Below are 16,581 nucleotides of genomic sequence, written 5' to 3'. Positions count from 1 at the left end.
TTTCTATACTGAGTTGGGGAATTCTAGTATATCAGACGAACATGTCTTTTTTGTTGCACTTCATTTTACAACGCGGGATTTATATATAGACTCTCTAGTTCAAACTTATTCATTGCATAAAAACCATATACAAAGCATGATTTACCACGTTTTCTCTTTAATATATAAAAAAGAGAAGACCAAAATGGTCTTCCCAGTGGCACGTTTTCATTTGTTCATTACAGTTTTTGGTGATTCACATTTTCACAGAATTTAGTACCAACCAATCAGCTGGTGAAGCCATTCCTCAAAAGCAGGAAAGAGATTCATGGCAAGCAATGTCAAAACAATAACTACTATCAGAATGACAAGGACAAGGTATTTCTTCTTCACTTGTTTCTCCTATTTCAACCAGGCAGATTGAACTTCCTCATCAGAAATGGTTTCCGAGATAAAGCTGCCGTTGCTGGTGCGTTCAGACAGGCTGAGCTGGGTCACATCAACCTCATAGAGTTTGCCCGTTTTGGACTGCACATGAAGCACTTGACTAGTTGTTTCATCTTCATTTGCTGTGCTAAAGAGGTCAAAATCCCCCTGGTCCGTCAAGACTGGACCCGCCGCAAAGACACGGTGAGGCTTAGCCTTGAGTTCGCGAAGCACCTGCAAACCACGCTTGGCACGACTGGTCACAGGGATTTCCTCCGTCGCCATCCGCTTAAGGCTACCACGCTGGGTCAGGAGATAGACAGAGCTGGTGTTGCTGATAAAGGCCGCAGCCACCACATCCCCATCCTTGAGGTTGACCGCCTTGACACCGGCCGCCTTGGCACCGATGATCGGCACTTCTTCGATGTTAAATCGCAGAGCGTAGCCCTTTTCTGTCATGAGCATGATGTTGTCCAAAACCACAGGTGATACAGTAATGACCACATCCTCTGCATCTTTTAGTTTGGCATACTTGGTTGACTTGGACTTGTAAGTCCGCCATGGAGTAAACTCCTTCCGCTCCACACGCTTGATTTGACCGTATTTGGTCACCGCGAAATAAGTTCCCTCATCAAAATTCTCCACCAATTCAGCAAAGATAATCTCTTCATTGGTGTCAAAGTTCATGAGAGTCTGGCTCAGGTGTTCACCAATGTCCTTCCAACGAATATCTGTCAACTCATGGACAGGTCGGTAGATGACATTTCCAAGATTGGTAAAGAGCAAGAGGTGCTGGGTTGTCTTGGCATTCTGCAAGAAAATCAACTGGTCATCGTCCCGCTTGCCCATTTCTTCAAGGGTCGAGGCATTGAAAGAACGCGGACTGGTCCGTTTGATGTAACCTGCCTTGGTCACGCTGACAAAAGTTTCTTCTTCGACAATCAAGCTGGCGGTGTCAATCTCAATCGTTTCTGCCTGATCCTGCAATTCACTCAAACGAGGATTGCCAAACTGCTTCTTGACCTCACGTAGTTCCTTCTTCATGAGATTGAACATAGTCCGCTCATCGCCGATAATAGCTGCCAAGGTCTGAATCTGCTCGCGTAAGGCTGCTTCTTCATTCTCCAAGGTCACAATATCGGTGTTTGTCAAACGGTAAAGTTGCAAGGTCACGATTGCTTCTGCCTGTTCCTCGCTGAAATCATAGCTGATTTTCAAGTTTTCCTTGGCATCAGCCTTGTTTTCAGAAGCACGGATAAGAGCAATAACCTCGTCCAAAATGGAAATGACACGGATCAAACCTTCTACGATATGGAGGCGTTTTTCTGCCTTTTCCTTGTCAAACTTAGAACGAGCAATGATAATCTCACGGCGGTGGGCGATGTAGCTGGAGAGAATCTTCTGCAAGCCGACCTGACGCGGTGTGAAATTGTCAATGGCCACCATGTTGAAGTTGTAATTGATTTGCAGGTCGGTGTATTTGTAAAGGTAGTTGAGAATGGTTTGCTCATCGCTGTCTTTTTTCAGCTCAATGGCAATCCGCAGACCTGTACGGTCTGACTCATCACGCACCTCAGCAATACCAGGCACCTTGTTGTTGACACGGACATCATCAATCTTCTTGACCAAAACAGCCTTGTTGACCTCGTAAGGAATCTCAGTAATGACAATCTGTTTCTTGCCAGCCTTGAGTTGCTCGATTTCACAACGGCTACGAACTACAACACGGCCCTTACCAGTTTCATAAGCTTTCTTGATCTCGTTAGCCCCTTGGATAATGGCACCTGTTGGGAAATCTGGTCCAGGCAAGAACTCCATCAACTTTTCTAACTTAGCTATCGGATGATCAATCATGTAGACAACGGCATCGATGACCTCCGCCAAATTATGCGGCGGGATGTCAGTCGCGTACCCTGCTGAAATTCCTGTCGCTCCATTGACCAAGAGATTAGGGAAGGCAGCTGGCAGCACAGTGGGTTCTTTTTCCGTATCGTCAAAGTTCCAGGCAAACGGTACTGTCTTTTTCTCGATGTCGGCCAGCAGATAGCCAGCCATTTCTGACAGGCGAGCCTCGGTGTAACGCATAGCCGCTGGCGGATCGCCGTCCATGGAACCGTTGTTCCCGTGCATCTCCACCAAAATCTCGCGGTTCTTCCAGTCCTGACTCATGCGGACCATGGCATCATAAATAGAGTAATCACCGTGCGGGTGGAAATTCCCCATGATATTTCCGACTGACTTGGCGGACTTACGGTAGCCCTTGTCAAAGGTGTTGCCGTCCTTATTCATGGAATAAAGAATCCGGCGTTGCACGGGCTTGAGGCCGTCACGAATGTCCGGTAGGGCCCGCTCCTGAATAATGTATTTGGAGTAGCGACCAAAACGCTCTCCCATGATATCCTCAAGGGACATGTTTTGAATATTACTCATAATATTCCTTTTTCTTATTTTATTATTTTTTGTTAAAAAGTTTACTGCTAATTATACTTGTAACAGCATAATAATATCTATATCTTCTTTTTTCAAAGCGTTGCTCAATGGGAACACCACCTTGTTTAGGGTTTGTTTATATTTTCTGCCGAGCGCAGCTTCTTCCATGCCCGATAATCTTCAATGTCTTTATTAACCCAGTTCCAGCAAGTTGCTATAACCAGCGCATCATCCATCTGCCCGAAAAATGGAATCCAGTCTGGAACTACATCTACAGGTGAGAGAAAGTAGATTAAAGCCGAAACAATTGCGAGAATAGTCCTCTTAGGAATCTTGGTATAATCTCGTTTCAAATAGCTTCGAACCATACTTATCATGATGGGAATGTTTTTAAATTCCTGAGCTAAAAAGGGAATCCATTTAATTTTCTTTTCTATTTTTTCCAAGAAGGGTTCCATTTTGGAATCATCTTTCAACAGTGACTCAGCTTTCTGGTATCTCTTTTGAATTTCCTCGATTGCCTGTTTTTTAGAAAATCTTTTTTTCATCTTGTCTTCCATACTTTCTTTGTCATAAGAGAAAAACTGTTCATCAAAATACTGTGTTTTCTTCTAGCGTAAACCTAACATTATCCTCAATCCATTTCCGGCGTGGTTCAACCTTGTCGCCCATAAGGACAGATACACGGCGTTCAGCACGCGCCAAATCTTCAATGGTGACACGGATGAGGGTACGGGTTTCAGGGTTCATGGTTGTTTCCCAGAGCTGATCGGCATTCATCTCACCAAGACCTTTGTAGCGTTGGAGGATAAAGCCCTTGCCAAAATCCTTGCGGAGATCTTCTAATTCCCCATCAGACCAAGCATAAGCTATCTTTTCTGTTTTGCCCTTGCCTTTGGACATCTTGTAAAGCGGCGGAAGGGCGATGTAAACCCGACCTGCTTCTACCAAGGGTCTCATGTAACGATAGAAGAAAGTCAACAAGAGGGTCTGAATGTGGGCACCGTCCGTGTCCGCATCGGTCATGATAATAATCTTGTCATAGTTGACATCTTCTAGCGTAAAGTCTGAACCAACACCTGCACCGATGGTGTAGATCATGGTGTTGATTTCTTCGTTTTTGAGGATGTCCGCCATTTTTGCCTTGGCGGTATTGATAACCTTACCACGCAAGGGTAGAATGGCTTGGAACTTGCGGTCACGGCCCTGTTTGGCAGAGCCTCCGGCCGAATCTCCCTCGACCAGATAGAGTTCGTTTTTGGCTGGATTTTTGGATTGGGCTGGGGTAAGTTTCCCTGATAAAAGGCCCTTGTCCTTCTTGTTTTTCTTACCGTTTCGGGATTCGTCACGGGCTTTACGGGCGGCCTCGCGCGCATCGCGGGCCTTAATAGCCTTGCGAACCAAATTTGAAGCCAGTTCACCATTTTCCAAGAGGAAATACGTCAACTTTTCTGAGACAATTCCGTCTACAATTGGACGAGCCAGCGGGCTCCCCAGCTTATCCTTTGTCTGACCTTCAAACTGCAAGTGTTCTTCTGGGACAAGGATAGAAAGGACCGCAGACAGTCCTTCACGGTAGTCAGAGCCTTCCAAGTTCTTGTCCTTTTCCTTGAGCAAGTTGGTCTTACGAGCATAGTCGTTCATGGCCTTGGTAATGGCTAGTTTGAGACCTGTTTCGTGGGTACCGCCGTCCTTGGTCCGAACGTTGTTAACGAAGGAGAGAATGTTATCTGAATAACCATCGTTGTACTGCATGGCAACTTGGACCTGGAAACCTGCATCTTCTCCTTCAAAATAGAGGACTGGTGTCAAAGTTTCCTTGTCTTCGTTAAGGTAGGATACAAAGTCCTGAACGCCATTTTCATAGTGGTACTCCTCTTGCTCACCTGTTCGCTCATCCGTCAGGGTCATGGTGACTTGTTTGAGCAAGAAGGCTGATTCTTTCAGGCGTTCGGCAATGGTGTTGAACTTGAAATCAGTCGTTGAGAAAATGGTATCATCAGGCATAAAGGTCACTTTTGTACCTGTTTTTGATTTTGGAGCGGTACCAATCTTCTCTAGGGTCGTGACTGGCTTTCCGCCCTGCTCAAATCGTTGCTTGTAAACAGCACCGTCACGGGTAATCTCAACTTCCAACCAGCTGGACAGGGCATTGACCACCGAAGAACCAACCCCGTGGAGACCTCCAGAGGTCTTATAGCCACCCTGACCAAACTTACCACCAGCGTGAAGAACGGTAAAGATGACCTCAACCGTCGGTTTCCCAGTTGCGTGCATACCGACTGGCATCCCCCGTCCCTTATCTGCTACCGACAAACTACCGTCCTTGTTAATGGTCACCTCAATCCGATCACCAAAACCTGACAGTGCTTCATCGACCGCATTATCGACAATTTCCCAAACCATGTGGTGCAGTCCATTGCCATCGGTCGAACCAATATACATCCCCGGACGTTTGCGAACCGCATCCAACCCTTCCAGCACCTGAATGGCATCGTCGTTATAATTATTTATGTTTATCTCTTTCTTAGCCAAATCTGACCTCCATACATATCGTCTTTACTATCTTACAAGTTTTTAAGCATTTTTGCAAAAAATTTCTGCTATTTCGGCTGGAACAGGGCAAACTTGACTATTTGATGAAAAAGCCGGACAACTATGCTATAATCTAAGTATGTTACAGACAATTTTACTTCTAATATTAGCTTATTTACTGGGCTCGATTCCGTCAGGTCTCTGGATTGGACAAGCCTTTTTCAACATCAACATCCGAGAACATGGTTCGGGCAATACTGGGACGACCAATACCTTCCGTATCCTGGGTAAGAAAGCTGGAATGGCGGTCTTTGCCATCGACTTTCTCAAAGGTACCCTAGCGGCCCTCCTGCCTGTTTTCTTTCATGTAAATAGCCCTTCACCTATCCTATTTGGCTTGATAGCTGTTCTGGGACATACCTTCCCGATTTTTGCCAATTTCAAGGGAGGTAAGGCTGTGGCCACATCGGCTGGCATGTTGCTGGGTGTTGCGCCCCTCTTCTGCCTCTATCTGGTCTTTATTTTCGCGACCTCTCTCTACCTGACCTCCATGGTTTCCTTTTCAAGTGTCTTGGCAGCAGCCCTGGCCATGCTTGGAGCTCTGATTTTCCCAGCCCTTGGTTTCTTGGTCAATAGCTATGACTGGTTGTTCACCGTGATTATCCTATTTCTGGGTAGCTTTGTCATTATCCGACACAAGGACAATATCCAACGCATTTTGAAACAGGAAGAAAATCTCGTTCCCTTTGGATTAAATATAACAAAGCAAAAGAAGAAATAATTTCAAGCGCCGAGAGGCGTTTTTTTATATCATGAAAGAAAAATAAAGCAGCTTTTTTGTAAGATTCAAAACCCTAAAACTGCTAACTTTGATAAAAAGTTCGTAAAAAGAAGGAGCCAACCAGCTCCTTCAAAACACTTATTTTTCAAATACAACCTGTCCATCCGCAATGGTATAACGAACTTGGCCCATGAGCCAATCACCGACAAAGGGAGAATTGGCGGATTTAGAGGCAAAGGTTGCTGATACTTGACGATTGACTGTAGGATCAAAAATCACTAGGTCGGCCGGTCCATTTTCAGCCAGATAACCTGCATCCAAGCCATAAAGTTTGGCAGGATTGATGGTCATTTTCTCCAATAACTCTTGGAGTGTCAGATGCCCTTCTTCCACCAAATGCGTCAAACCAAGTGATAGAGAGGTCTCCAGTCCAGTCATGCCAGACGGTGCTTGCGTCAAGTCCTCTACATTTTTTTCATCCGCATGATGAGGTGCATGGTCGGTCGCAATAACTGAAATGACACCTGATTTTAGCCCTTCTATGACTGCCAAACGATCGCTTTCCAAACGAAGAGGCGGGTTCATCTTGGCATTTGCCCCCTTGGTCAACAACAAATCTTCTGTCCGAGAAAAATGCTGAGGGGCTACTTCTGCGGTCACACGCGCACCCATACCTTGTGCAAATTCGACCACCTTGACAGACTCAGCTTTGGACAGATGCTGAATATGAACACGGGCACCCGTTTCATAGGCAATCATGACGTCACGAGCAATCATGCTGTATTCAGCCACACCAGTCGCGCCACAGACGTGAAAATGCTTGGCAGCGACTTGCTCATTCAAGCCCAGAACACCATTCAAATCTGGATCTTCTTCGTGGAGGCTGAGCAGGCAATCCAATTTCTTAGCCTCCTGCATAGCTTTTCGCACCACTCCAGCATTTGTCAATGGAATGCCGTCATCAGAAAGAGCTACAGCACCCGCAGCTAGGAGCCCTTCAAAATCCGTCAAATCTTGGCCATTAAATTGATTGGTAATGGTTCCCACACTGTAAATATGGATGTTTTCCTTGCTGGCCGATTGCAGAACCTCATTCAAGGTGTCCACTGTCGAAATGGTCGGATTGGTATTAGCCATCATGACAACCGAGGTAAAACCACCCGCTGCTGCCGCCAGAGCCCCTGTATGAATATCTTCCTTGTGGGTCTGACCAGGCTCACGGAAATGAACATGGACATCCACCAGGCCAGGCGCAACAACCAAGCCACTAGCATCGATAACTTGTTCCGCATCTACCTCAATCTGCTCAGCAATCTTGATGATTTTCTTTTTTTCTATCAAAATATCAGCGACTGTATCCAGACCGGACTGCGGGTCTATGACGCGACCATTTTTAATTAACAGCATGAATACTCCTTTTTAAATGCTACTGTTTAGCCACAGCTTCAACCATTTGCTCCACTTCTTGAGCACTAATCTGGTCATCTACTTCTAAGTAAAGTTCCTTAGCTCGTTCAAAATAGCTGCACTCTTTGGTGATTTCTCCCAAGACACGATTGGCACTAGCTTCCAAATAGGGAAACTCAATACGAGCTGCCTCCTTGAGTACTTTTCGCATCTCTTGCTCTGCCAACTCCATATCTCCCATTAGAAAATGCAAATAGGCTTGCTCATAAGTATTACCAACAAGTTGAGACTCATTGTCTTCAAATAGTAAAGATGCTTCCTCTTCAAGAAACTCCAAAGCTTGCTGATAATTGCCTGCTTCTCGCTCTACATCTGCCACCTGGCGCAAGGCCACTGGCTGCAATTCTCTCAGAAAAAATTCTTCAGCCTGGCTATGTTCTCGCGCCAAAACAAGATTAGCCTGAGCCAACTCTTTTGCCAAGTCCATTTCCTTCTCGGCAATCGCCAAATAAATCCGTTGATTTCGTAACCAAAAATGGCCTGAAATATGGGCATCATCCAGCCTTGCAACTCCTTCTTCATAAAGCTGGTGAGCTAGGCTAAAGTTCTTTTCATCCAAAGCCTCAAAGAATGATATATCTCTTTCAAAATCGGTCATTTTCATTCCTTCAATTAACTTCATCTTCGCCAATCAATCTCTTCCTTCCCAGCCTGTTTCAAAAAGGCATTAGCCTGTGAAAAAGGCTTACTTCCAAAGAAGCCTCGGTAGGCTGAAAGCGGACTTGGATGGGCCGACTCTATAATCAAATGTTTAGGATTGTTAATAAGAACCTTCTTCTTCCGGGCATAAACTCCCCAAAGAATGTAGACAACTGGTTGGTCCAGACTATTGACCACCTTGATTACCGCATCCGTAAAGGGCTCCCAGATTTGTCCAGCATGTCCATTGGCCTGACCGGCCGGCACCGTCAAACAAGCATTGAGTAAGAGAACGCCCTGTTCAGCCCAGCTGGTTAAATCATGACCTTGTTTGACACCGACATCTTCAGCCAACTCTTTTAGGATATTTTGGAGAGATGGCGGAGCTGGAATGCTATCTGGGACTGAAAAGGATAGCCCTTGTGCTTGTCCAGGTCCGTGATAGGGATCCTGCCCCAAAATGACCACTTTTACATTTTCTAAAGCCGTCTTTTCCAAGGCTGCAAATACCTTTTCCCTGGGTGGGTAAACAGTTCCGGAAGAATAGACCTGGTCCAAAAACTGATTGATGTTGCCAAAATAATGCTCCGGCAACAAGGCTTTTATCCGATCATGCCAAACAGAATGATCCATGCTGACTACCTCTTACTTCTTCTCTTTGATGATATAAACCGGTCGATGTTTGGTTTCCAAGAAAACCTTGGCCAAATACTTACCTAAAATACCAATGGTCATCAACTGCAAGCCACCTAGAAAGAGGATGATACAGATAGTTGACGGCCAACCGATTGTCGGATCCCCGAAGACCAGAGTCTTAAAGACAACGACAACCATCAAAACCAAGGACAGGAGGAAGGTGAAAAAACCAGTATAGGATGCAATATTCAGCGGCGTATCTGAAAAATTGATAATCCCTTCAATCGAGTAGGAAAGCAACTTCCAGAAGGACCAGCTGGTTTCACCAGCCACCCGCTCAACATTTTCATAAGGCAGGTATTCTGTCTCAAAACCAACCCAGGCAAAAATTCCTTTTGAAAAACGATTGTACTCTGAAACAGATAGGATAGCATCTACCATATGTCGGCGCATGAGACGGAAATCGCGGGCCCCGTCTACCACTTCTACCTGGCTAATCTTGTTCATCAGCTTGTAGAAAAGCTTTGCAAAGAAGCTCCGAATAGGCGGCTCGCCATTACGGCTGACACGACGGGTGCCAACACAGTCCAGTTCTGGATTAGCATCCAAGATGGACTTCATCTGGGTGAGCATTTCTGGTGGATCCTGCAAATCCACATCCATGACGGTCACCAATTCACCCTGCGCAGCCTGCAGGCCGGCATAAAGAGCGGCCTCCTTGCCAAAATTTCTGGAAAAGGAAATGTAGCGGACACCATTGCCCTCAGCAGCCAACTGCCGAAGAACCTTGAGCGTCCCATCCTTGGAACCATCATTGACAAAAATATACTCAAATTGCTCCCTCATCTTCCTACGGACCACTTCCATGGCGTCGTAAAAATAGGGAATCGCCTCTTCCTCATTGAAACAAGGAACGATTACTGAAATCATACACTTCTCCTCATACGGTCAATTGTTTTCCCAACATTATACCATTTTCGGGGCCATGTTCCCAGAAATCAGGCGATTTTGCTGTGAAAACTAGTCCTCCAACCAAGTTTCAGGATTCTGGCGGAATTTTTTCAAGAGAGTCAAGCCATCCGCATTGATGTAGCCCTGCACTTTTGCGACTTTTATAAGTTCAGAGTAATTGCTGAGCGTCACCAGTTTGACACCAGTGTTGTCAAAATTCCGGTCTGCCACAGGCAATTGGTAGGTGAAAATGGCTGCCACACCAAGTACCTCTGCTCCTTCACGTTGAGCCGCTGCCACTGCATCCAAGACAGAACCACCTGTCGAAATCAGATCCTCGATGATAACCATTTTCTGCCCCTTGACAATGCGACCTTCCAGTTGATTACCAGCCCCGTGCTCTTTTGGTTTGCTACGGATGTAAGCAAATGGCAGATTCATGCGGTCTGCAATAATGGCTCCGTGCGGAATGCCAGCCGTCGCCGTACCTGCAATCACTTCTACTTCTGGAAACTCCTCTTCAATTCGTTGAACAAAACCATCCTCAATCAGGTTGCGGGTATCCGGATAAGAAAGCGTGATACGATTGTCCGTATAAATAGGTGACTTGATGCCAGACGCCCAAGTAAAAGGCTTTTCTGGTCGCAAATGAACCGCCTTGATGTCCAACAAATGTGATGCAATTTCTGTTGCTAGTGTCATGATAATTCTCCTTTAGATTAATAATATTGTTTATTTAGATATTCCATTCTTCTTTGATAGCTAGGTATGCTTCATAAGGATTGGCCGCATGCGTGATAGGACGCCCGACCACGATATAGTCACTGCCAATGCTGGCCGCCTGTGCTGGAGTAACAACCCGTTTTTGATCACCCACTTCGCTACCAGCTGGTCGAATTCCTGGTGTCAGACAGGCAAAGGCCGCACCAGTGGCCTGCTTGATCAAATCGACCTCCTGAGCCGAGCAAACGACACCGTCCAGTTCTGCTTCCTGAGCCTTTTTGGCGTAATGGACCACTGCATCCACCAGGCTAGTCTGGATATTCTGATCCGCCTGCATCTGCTCTTCCGAAGTCGAGGTCAGCTGGGTCACAGCGATCAAGATTGGTCCAGGTCCCAGTCCCTTTCTAGCCGATTGCATCATCTCTACGCCCCCAGCTGCATGAACATTGGTCATATCAACACCCAGCTTGGCCAACACCGACATAGCCGATTGGACCGTATTGGGAATATCATGAAGTTTCAGGTCTAGGAAAATGCTGTGTCCGCGGTCTTTCAGGTCTTTGATAATAGCCGGACCTTCCGCATAGTAGAGCTCCATACCAACCTTGAGATAGAGTTTTTCCTGACTTGGGAAATGAGTCAAAAAATCAACGACTTCTTGACTACTTGCGAAATCCAAGGCAATAATGGGACGTTTTTCTTTCATAGTATCCTTTCTGTACACAGAAAAACCCTGCCTACTCTGGACAGGGTTCACGAAATGAGCTTAGAAATTCTACTTCTAAGATACTTACCATGATACCTTTCCAGCCTCTCTGGACTCAGTTAAAGGTTCTATTTGACTCTATACTACTATTTTATTTGATTTCTGTCAACAGTTTTGAGAATTTCTGCTACAAATAAGGGCAAAAGATAAACTTAAGGATAGAAAACGAGCTTGTTTTGGAAAGCCAAATTTGATTGTGAGGCACAAACTGGATCACAAAAATGAAAACACTCATGAAACAATCACAAGTCAACAATAGACTGCCATATTTTTGATTTACAGCTTGAAAGCAAGAAAAGCAACCAGATTTACTGATTGCTCGCTAAGTATTAAATTAGAGTGCTACGCTCCTTTCGTATTGGATTTCAGAAGTAGCAACTCCGTGATACAACTGAATGAAAGCCTTGTAGCATTATTATGGCCTGTCAGCCACCCAGATACGCTTTTCTGACTTCATCTGATGCAAGTAATTCTTTTCCTGTTCCAGAGAGGACGACTTTTCCTGTTTCTAGGACATAGCCTCGATCTGCGATGGCAAGGGCTTTGTTGGCGTTTTGTTCAATCAAGAGAACTGTTGTTCCTTGTTTTTGGATATCTTGGATGATATCAAAAATTTCTTGAATGAAGATTGGGGCCAAACCCATTGATGGTTCATCAAGGAGCAAGAGTTTTGGTTGGCTCATCAATGCACGTCCCATTGCTAACATCTGCTGCTCACCACCTGAAAGGGTAGCAGCATCTTGGTTCTTACGTTCTTCTAAACGTGGGAAGCGTGCGAAGATTTTTTTCAAGTTGGCTTGGTTTTCTTCACGGTTGTTGCGAAGAAAGGCACCCATTTCTAAGTTTTCCATAACAGTCAAGCCTGCAAAGACATGTCGACCTTCTGGAACTTGTGACAAACCGTCCGCAACGATTTTACGAGCAGGAACTTTTTGAATTTCATTTCCAAGGAAAGAAATCGTTCCAGCAGATGGACGAACAAGTCCTGAAATGGTACGGAGGATAGAGGTTTTACCAGCACCATTGGCACCGATCAAGGTTACAACTTCCCCCTCGTTGACCTCGAAACTGACATCTTTTACAGCCTCGATAACACCATAGTTGACGGAAAGATTTTTAACTTCTAACATTGCCATTATGCTTCACCTCCAAGGTAGGCTTCAATTACGCGCTTGTTATTACGGATTTCTTCTGGAGTACCGTGGGCAATCAAACGACCGTATTCCAATACGTAGATACGCTCCGTCACTTCCATAACCAAGCTCATATCGTGTTCAATCAAGATGATGGTAATGCCAAATTCTTCCTTGATTTTTCGGATGAGTTGGGTCAATTCTGCCGTTTCCTGAGGGTTCATACCAGCCGCTGGCTCATCCAAGAAAAGAATTTTTGGATCGGTCGCAAGGGCACGAACGATTTCCAAACGACGTTGTTGACCGTAAGGAAGGTTCTTAGCCAGCGTATCCGCATCGCCATCCAAATCAAAGATTTTCAAGAGCTCAATGGCTTTGTTTTTTAATTCTTCTTCATTTTTGTAGAAAGCAGGAAGGCGAAGGAAACTTGCCAAGACTTCTGCCTTACCATGGTTTCCAAGACCAATCAAGACATTTTCCAAAACTGTCATATTTTTAAACAAACGGATGTTTTGGAAGGTACGACCAAGACCAAGAGATGCAATCTTTGAAGGAGCCTTTCCATTTAGTACAGTACCTGCAAGGGAGATTGTTCCCTCACTTGGCTCATAAACACCTGTCAAGAGGTTGAAAAGGGTTGTCTTACCTGCACCGTTTGGTCCAATAAGACCGACCAATTCACCCTCATGAAGTTCCATGGTCACATCACCAACGGCAGTCAAACCACCGAAGTTCTTGGTTAAATTTTTTACTTCAAGTAATGCCATTACTTAACCTCCTTCTTCTTGAGTAAGGCTGCCACGCTAAATTCTTTGGTTCCCAACAAACCACCCGGACGGAAGATCATCAAAAGAATCAATGCCAATGAGTAGATAATCATTGAAATATCTGAGTAGCTCTTGAGGAAGACATTGAGAATTCCAAGAACAATTGCTGCCACAAATGTACCTGTGATGGATCCTAACCCACCTAATACAATGATAATCAAAACGTTAACAGAGGTCATGAAAGCAAAGTCCTTAGGAACAATAGTTCCAACATAACCCGCATGAAGTCCGCCAGCGATAGCCGCTGTCATAGCACCAAATACAAAAGCTGAAACTTTCATGAAAGTCGGATTGACACCAACTGACTCAGCAGCAATTTCATCTTCACGAACAGAAATGGTTGCACGTCCCATTGGACTACGCAAGAAGTTCACCGTAAGAAGTGTTGTGATAATGACAAATACATAAACCAGTTGCCAGTTGGTAAATAATGGAATGGACATGATACCAGCCGCACCGTTTGTAACAGTACCACCATTGATGATTAAAATACGGATTATTTCAGCAACACCAAGGGTCGCAATGGCAAGGTAGTCACCTTTCAAACGCAATGTTGGAAGACCTACTAAGAGGGCTACACCTCCAGCAACCAACATACCAACAAGTAAGGCAATTGCAAAACCACCATAAGACGGCATCATTTTCCCAAGGATACCTACCGCATAGGCACCAATAGCCATGAATCCAGCATGTCCAAGTGAAAATTGACCTGAAAAACCGACAATCAAGTTTAAGCCGACAGCCAAGATAATCTGAATACCGATTTGTTGTACAATTTGAACATAGTAAAAATTCAAAATACCAGCTGAAACAAGTCCCTGAATGATTCCGAAGCCAGCTAATAAGATTGCCAACCAAATTGCATTAACTTTTAAATTTTGCTTCATGGTTACACCTTCTCTTTCACATTTTTACCAAGAATACCACTTGGACGAACAAGGAGGATGATGATCAATACAGCATAAACAATGGCATCACGGAAAGTATCCAAACCGATTACATATGTAAATGTCTCAATAATACCAATTACAAATCCACCAAGTGCTGCACCAGGAATAATTCCGATACCACCTAATACTGCCGCTACGAAAGCTTTCAAACCAGGAGTCATTCCCATGAAAGGCTCGATTTGGTTGTAATAAAGTCCAAGTAGGACACCTGCAGCACCCGCAAGGGCTGACCCAAGTGCAAATGTAAAGCTGATGGTACGGTTTACATTGATCCCCATTAACTGAGCTGCATCACTGTCGACAGAAACCGCACGCATGGCTTTACCCATTTTTGTCCGTTTAACGATCAATTGCAAAGCAACCATCAAAACAAGGGAAACACCCAAGATAATCAGCTGGATATTGGTTACTGAAACTGGACCAAGGTTAAAAGTCACAGACTCAATTGCTTGTGGGAAAGCTTTAACATCCGCTGTAAATAATTTCACCATGGTGTATTCAAGGAAGAAGGAAACACCGATGGCGGTAATCAAGGCTGCAATACGCGTTGAATGACGCAAGGGACGATAAGCCAAAAATTCAATGACGACACCAAGAAGGGCAGTTCCAACCATTGACAAGATGAGGGCAACAAAGAATCGTGTGCCACCGTCGGCAATGAAAGTCAGGTTATTTAATAAGAAATACCCCATAAAAGCCCCCATCATATAGAGGTCACCGTGGGCAAAGTTAATGAGTTTGATAATTCCGTATACCATGGTATAACCAAGGGCCAAGAGGGCATATACAGAACCTAAAATCAAACCATTGACAAGTTGTTGAAGCATTAGGTTCACCAATCTTTCTAAATATTTTCAAGCTCAATAAGCATTGTTACATTATACAAAATTTTCTGAAAATAAGCAAGTTACTTGATATTTTTTAATAATCCTTTAACGTTTTCTATCCTGAAAAAGCAGAGAAGGCTGGAAAAACCAGCCCACTCGATTATTCTGAAATAGAAACAGTATCAACAGATGATTGCTCACCGTTTGTCAAACCAACTACATATACTGATTTCACAACGTTGTGCTCTTTATCAATAGACATTGTACCAGTTACACCTTCGAAATCTTTCAAAGCTGCAAGGTTGTCTTTAATTGTTTTTGAATCTGCTGCACCTTCTGCTGCTTTAGCCGCCATGTAAACTGAGTCATACGCCAATGCTGAGAACATTGAAGGCTCTTCGTTGTATTCTTTCTTATATGCATCATAGAATGCTTTAGCTTTATCGCTTGCTGAAGTTACGAAAGCTGAAAGGTAGTAAACGTTTGAAGCTGCTTCAGCTGTTGCCAATTCAGTGAATTGTGGTGAATCGAAACCATCTGAACCAAGAATTGGTTGGTTAAGACCAAGACCACGCGCTTGTTTCACGATTGTACCTGTTTCGTTATAGTAACCAGGCATGACGATTGCATCAAATTCCTTATCTTTCAACTTAGTCAAAGCTGCTTGGAAGTCTTTATCTCCTGAAGCAAATGTGATTTCAGAAACAATCTCACCAGTGTAAGCTTTCTTGAAAGCTTCTGCTACACCCTTACCATAGTCAGAAGAGTTGTCATAGTAAAGAACAACTTTCTTAGCTGACATGTTTTCTGTCGCATACTTAGCCATAATTTGACCTTGGTATCCATCCGTAAATGTTGCACGGAAGAAATAATCTTGAACTTCACCTTTGTCATTTACTACAAGGTTTGTTTGCGTACCTGAAGGTGAGATCATTGGAATACCAGCTGAAGTTAATGCAGGGATAGATGCTGCTGAAGCACCAGATGTTGCAGGTCCAATGACAAGGTTTACACCTTCACTTGCCAAGCTAGTAGCAACAGAAGCTGCTTCTGCTGTTTCAGACTTGTTGTCTTTTGTAACAACTTCAATTTGCTTCCCATCAATACCACCTGCTGCATTGATTTCTTTCACAGCCAAGTTAGCACCTTTTTCTTCAGTTTGTCCGTATGAAGATACAGCACCTGACAACTCTAAGTTGTAACCAATTTTAAATGTATCACCAACACTTGAACCAGTTGCTGAAGAATTAGTTGTTGAAACAGTACCACATGCTGCAAGTAATGCTGCAGATGCAAATGTAGCAAGAGCTACTGCAAATTTTCTTGTTTTCATGAAAACTCCTTAAATCTTTCTTAAATTTTGCGATGTATCTAATATACTGAATTATCAGAAAATTGTCAACAAAAAAAGAAAAAATTTTTAAAAAAGTAAAAACGCACATTGTCAAGTCAAGTGCAACAAGTTCATTGGTAACTAGAGTTCCAGAGGTTAAGCTGTCTGGGCTAGCCCA

The 16,581-nt window shown here is 44.2% G+C and carries 15 protein-coding genes; 1 reads left to right on the top strand and 14 read right to left on the bottom strand.

The window, feature by feature from the left end; genetic code table 11:
* Positions 1-381: 381 nt before the first annotated feature.
* The 3 genes from parC to parE all read right to left on the bottom strand — a co-directional run bounded on the left by parC (position 382) and on the right by parE (position 5,370).
* The gene (gene parC / locus ACHBGV_RS09090) at positions 382-2,835 is read right to left on the bottom strand and encodes a DNA topoisomerase IV subunit A (RefSeq protein ID WP_394736172.1); all 2,454 of its coding nucleotides are present in this window, start codon (positions 2,833-2,835) and stop codon (positions 382-384) included.
* 125 nt (positions 2,836-2,960) lie between these two features.
* Positions 2,961-3,383 (bottom strand): YkvA family protein, encoded by a 423-nt coding sequence (locus ACHBGV_RS09085; RefSeq protein ID WP_208561748.1) that lies wholly within the window; start codon positions 3,381-3,383, stop codon positions 2,961-2,963.
* A gap of 43 nt (positions 3,384-3,426) precedes the next feature.
* On the bottom strand, positions 3,427-5,370 hold the full coding sequence (gene parE / locus ACHBGV_RS09080; RefSeq protein ID WP_394736171.1) for a DNA topoisomerase IV subunit B: 1,944 nt from the start codon (positions 5,368-5,370) through the stop codon (positions 3,427-3,429).
* A 139-nt stretch (positions 5,371-5,509) separates the two neighbouring features.
* On the opposite strand from parE, the gene plsY reads away from it, so the two are divergent.
* On the top strand, positions 5,510-6,151 hold the full coding sequence (plsY, locus tag ACHBGV_RS09075) for a glycerol-3-phosphate 1-O-acyltransferase PlsY (RefSeq protein ID WP_105122842.1): 642 nt from the start codon (positions 5,510-5,512) through the stop codon (positions 6,149-6,151).
* A gap of 138 nt (positions 6,152-6,289) precedes the next feature.
* On the opposite strand, the gene ACHBGV_RS09070 is transcribed toward plsY, so the two are convergent.
* The 11 genes from ACHBGV_RS09070 to ACHBGV_RS09020 all read right to left on the bottom strand — a co-directional run bounded on the left by ACHBGV_RS09070 (position 6,290) and on the right by ACHBGV_RS09020 (position 16,403).
* A complete protein-coding gene (locus tag ACHBGV_RS09070) occupies positions 6,290-7,558 on the bottom strand; it encodes a dihydroorotase (protein ID WP_394736170.1) in 1,269 nt (422 codons plus the stop codon).
* Positions 7,559-7,577: 19 nt separating this feature from the next.
* Positions 7,578-8,240 (bottom strand): hypothetical protein, encoded by a 663-nt coding sequence (locus tag ACHBGV_RS09065; protein ID WP_105111406.1) that lies wholly within the window; start codon positions 8,238-8,240, stop codon positions 7,578-7,580.
* Positions 8,237-8,890, bottom strand: a complete 654-nt coding sequence (locus ACHBGV_RS09060; RefSeq protein ID WP_394736169.1) for a uracil-DNA glycosylase — start codon at positions 8,888-8,890, stop codon at positions 8,237-8,239. The genes ACHBGV_RS09065 and ACHBGV_RS09060 overlap by 4 nt, the downstream gene beginning before the upstream one ends.
* Positions 8,891-8,902: 12 nt before the next feature.
* Entirely contained in the window at positions 8,903-9,823 is a 921-nt protein-coding gene (locus tag ACHBGV_RS09055; RefSeq protein WP_394736168.1) for a glycosyltransferase family 2 protein, read from the bottom strand.
* 90 nt (positions 9,824-9,913) lie between these two features.
* A complete protein-coding gene (pyrE, locus tag ACHBGV_RS09050; protein ID WP_172022353.1) occupies positions 9,914-10,546 on the bottom strand; it encodes an orotate phosphoribosyltransferase in 633 nt (210 codons plus the stop codon).
* Positions 10,547-10,580: 34 nt separating this feature from the next.
* Positions 10,581-11,273, bottom strand: a complete 693-nt coding sequence (pyrF, locus tag ACHBGV_RS09045; RefSeq protein WP_105122836.1) for an orotidine-5'-phosphate decarboxylase — start codon at positions 11,271-11,273, stop codon at positions 10,581-10,583.
* Positions 11,274-11,758: 485 nt separating this feature from the next.
* On the bottom strand, positions 11,759-12,469 hold the full coding sequence (locus ACHBGV_RS09040) for an ABC transporter ATP-binding protein (protein ID WP_394736167.1): 711 nt from the start codon (positions 12,467-12,469) through the stop codon (positions 11,759-11,761).
* On the bottom strand, positions 12,469-13,233 hold the full coding sequence (locus tag ACHBGV_RS09035; protein ID WP_248046171.1) for an ABC transporter ATP-binding protein: 765 nt from the start codon (positions 13,231-13,233) through the stop codon (positions 12,469-12,471). Before ACHBGV_RS09035 ends, ACHBGV_RS09040 begins: the two co-directional genes overlap by 1 nt.
* Entirely contained in the window at positions 13,233-14,180 is a 948-nt protein-coding gene (locus ACHBGV_RS09030) for a branched-chain amino acid ABC transporter permease (RefSeq protein WP_172028616.1), read from the bottom strand. The genes ACHBGV_RS09035 and ACHBGV_RS09030 overlap by 1 nt, the downstream gene beginning before the upstream one ends.
* 2 nt (positions 14,181-14,182) lie before the next feature.
* Positions 14,183-15,070: a branched-chain amino acid ABC transporter permease gene (locus ACHBGV_RS09025; RefSeq protein ID WP_318824491.1), complete on the bottom strand. Its 888-nt coding sequence runs from the start codon at positions 15,068-15,070 to the stop codon at positions 14,183-14,185.
* Between the two features lie 160 nt (positions 15,071-15,230).
* Complete coding sequence (locus ACHBGV_RS09020) at positions 15,231-16,403, bottom strand: ABC transporter substrate-binding protein (RefSeq protein WP_394736166.1); 1,173 nt, start codon at positions 16,401-16,403, stop codon at positions 15,231-15,233.
* Positions 16,404-16,581 lie beyond the last annotated feature (178 nt).

This window comes from Streptococcus sp. A34, from assembly GCF_043674115.1.
Classification (GTDB): Bacteria; Bacillota; Bacilli; order Lactobacillales; family Streptococcaceae; genus Streptococcus; species Streptococcus suis_V.
The sequence above is the reverse complement of the archived record's forward strand: the minus strand, read 5'-3'. Positions and strand labels throughout refer to the sequence as shown.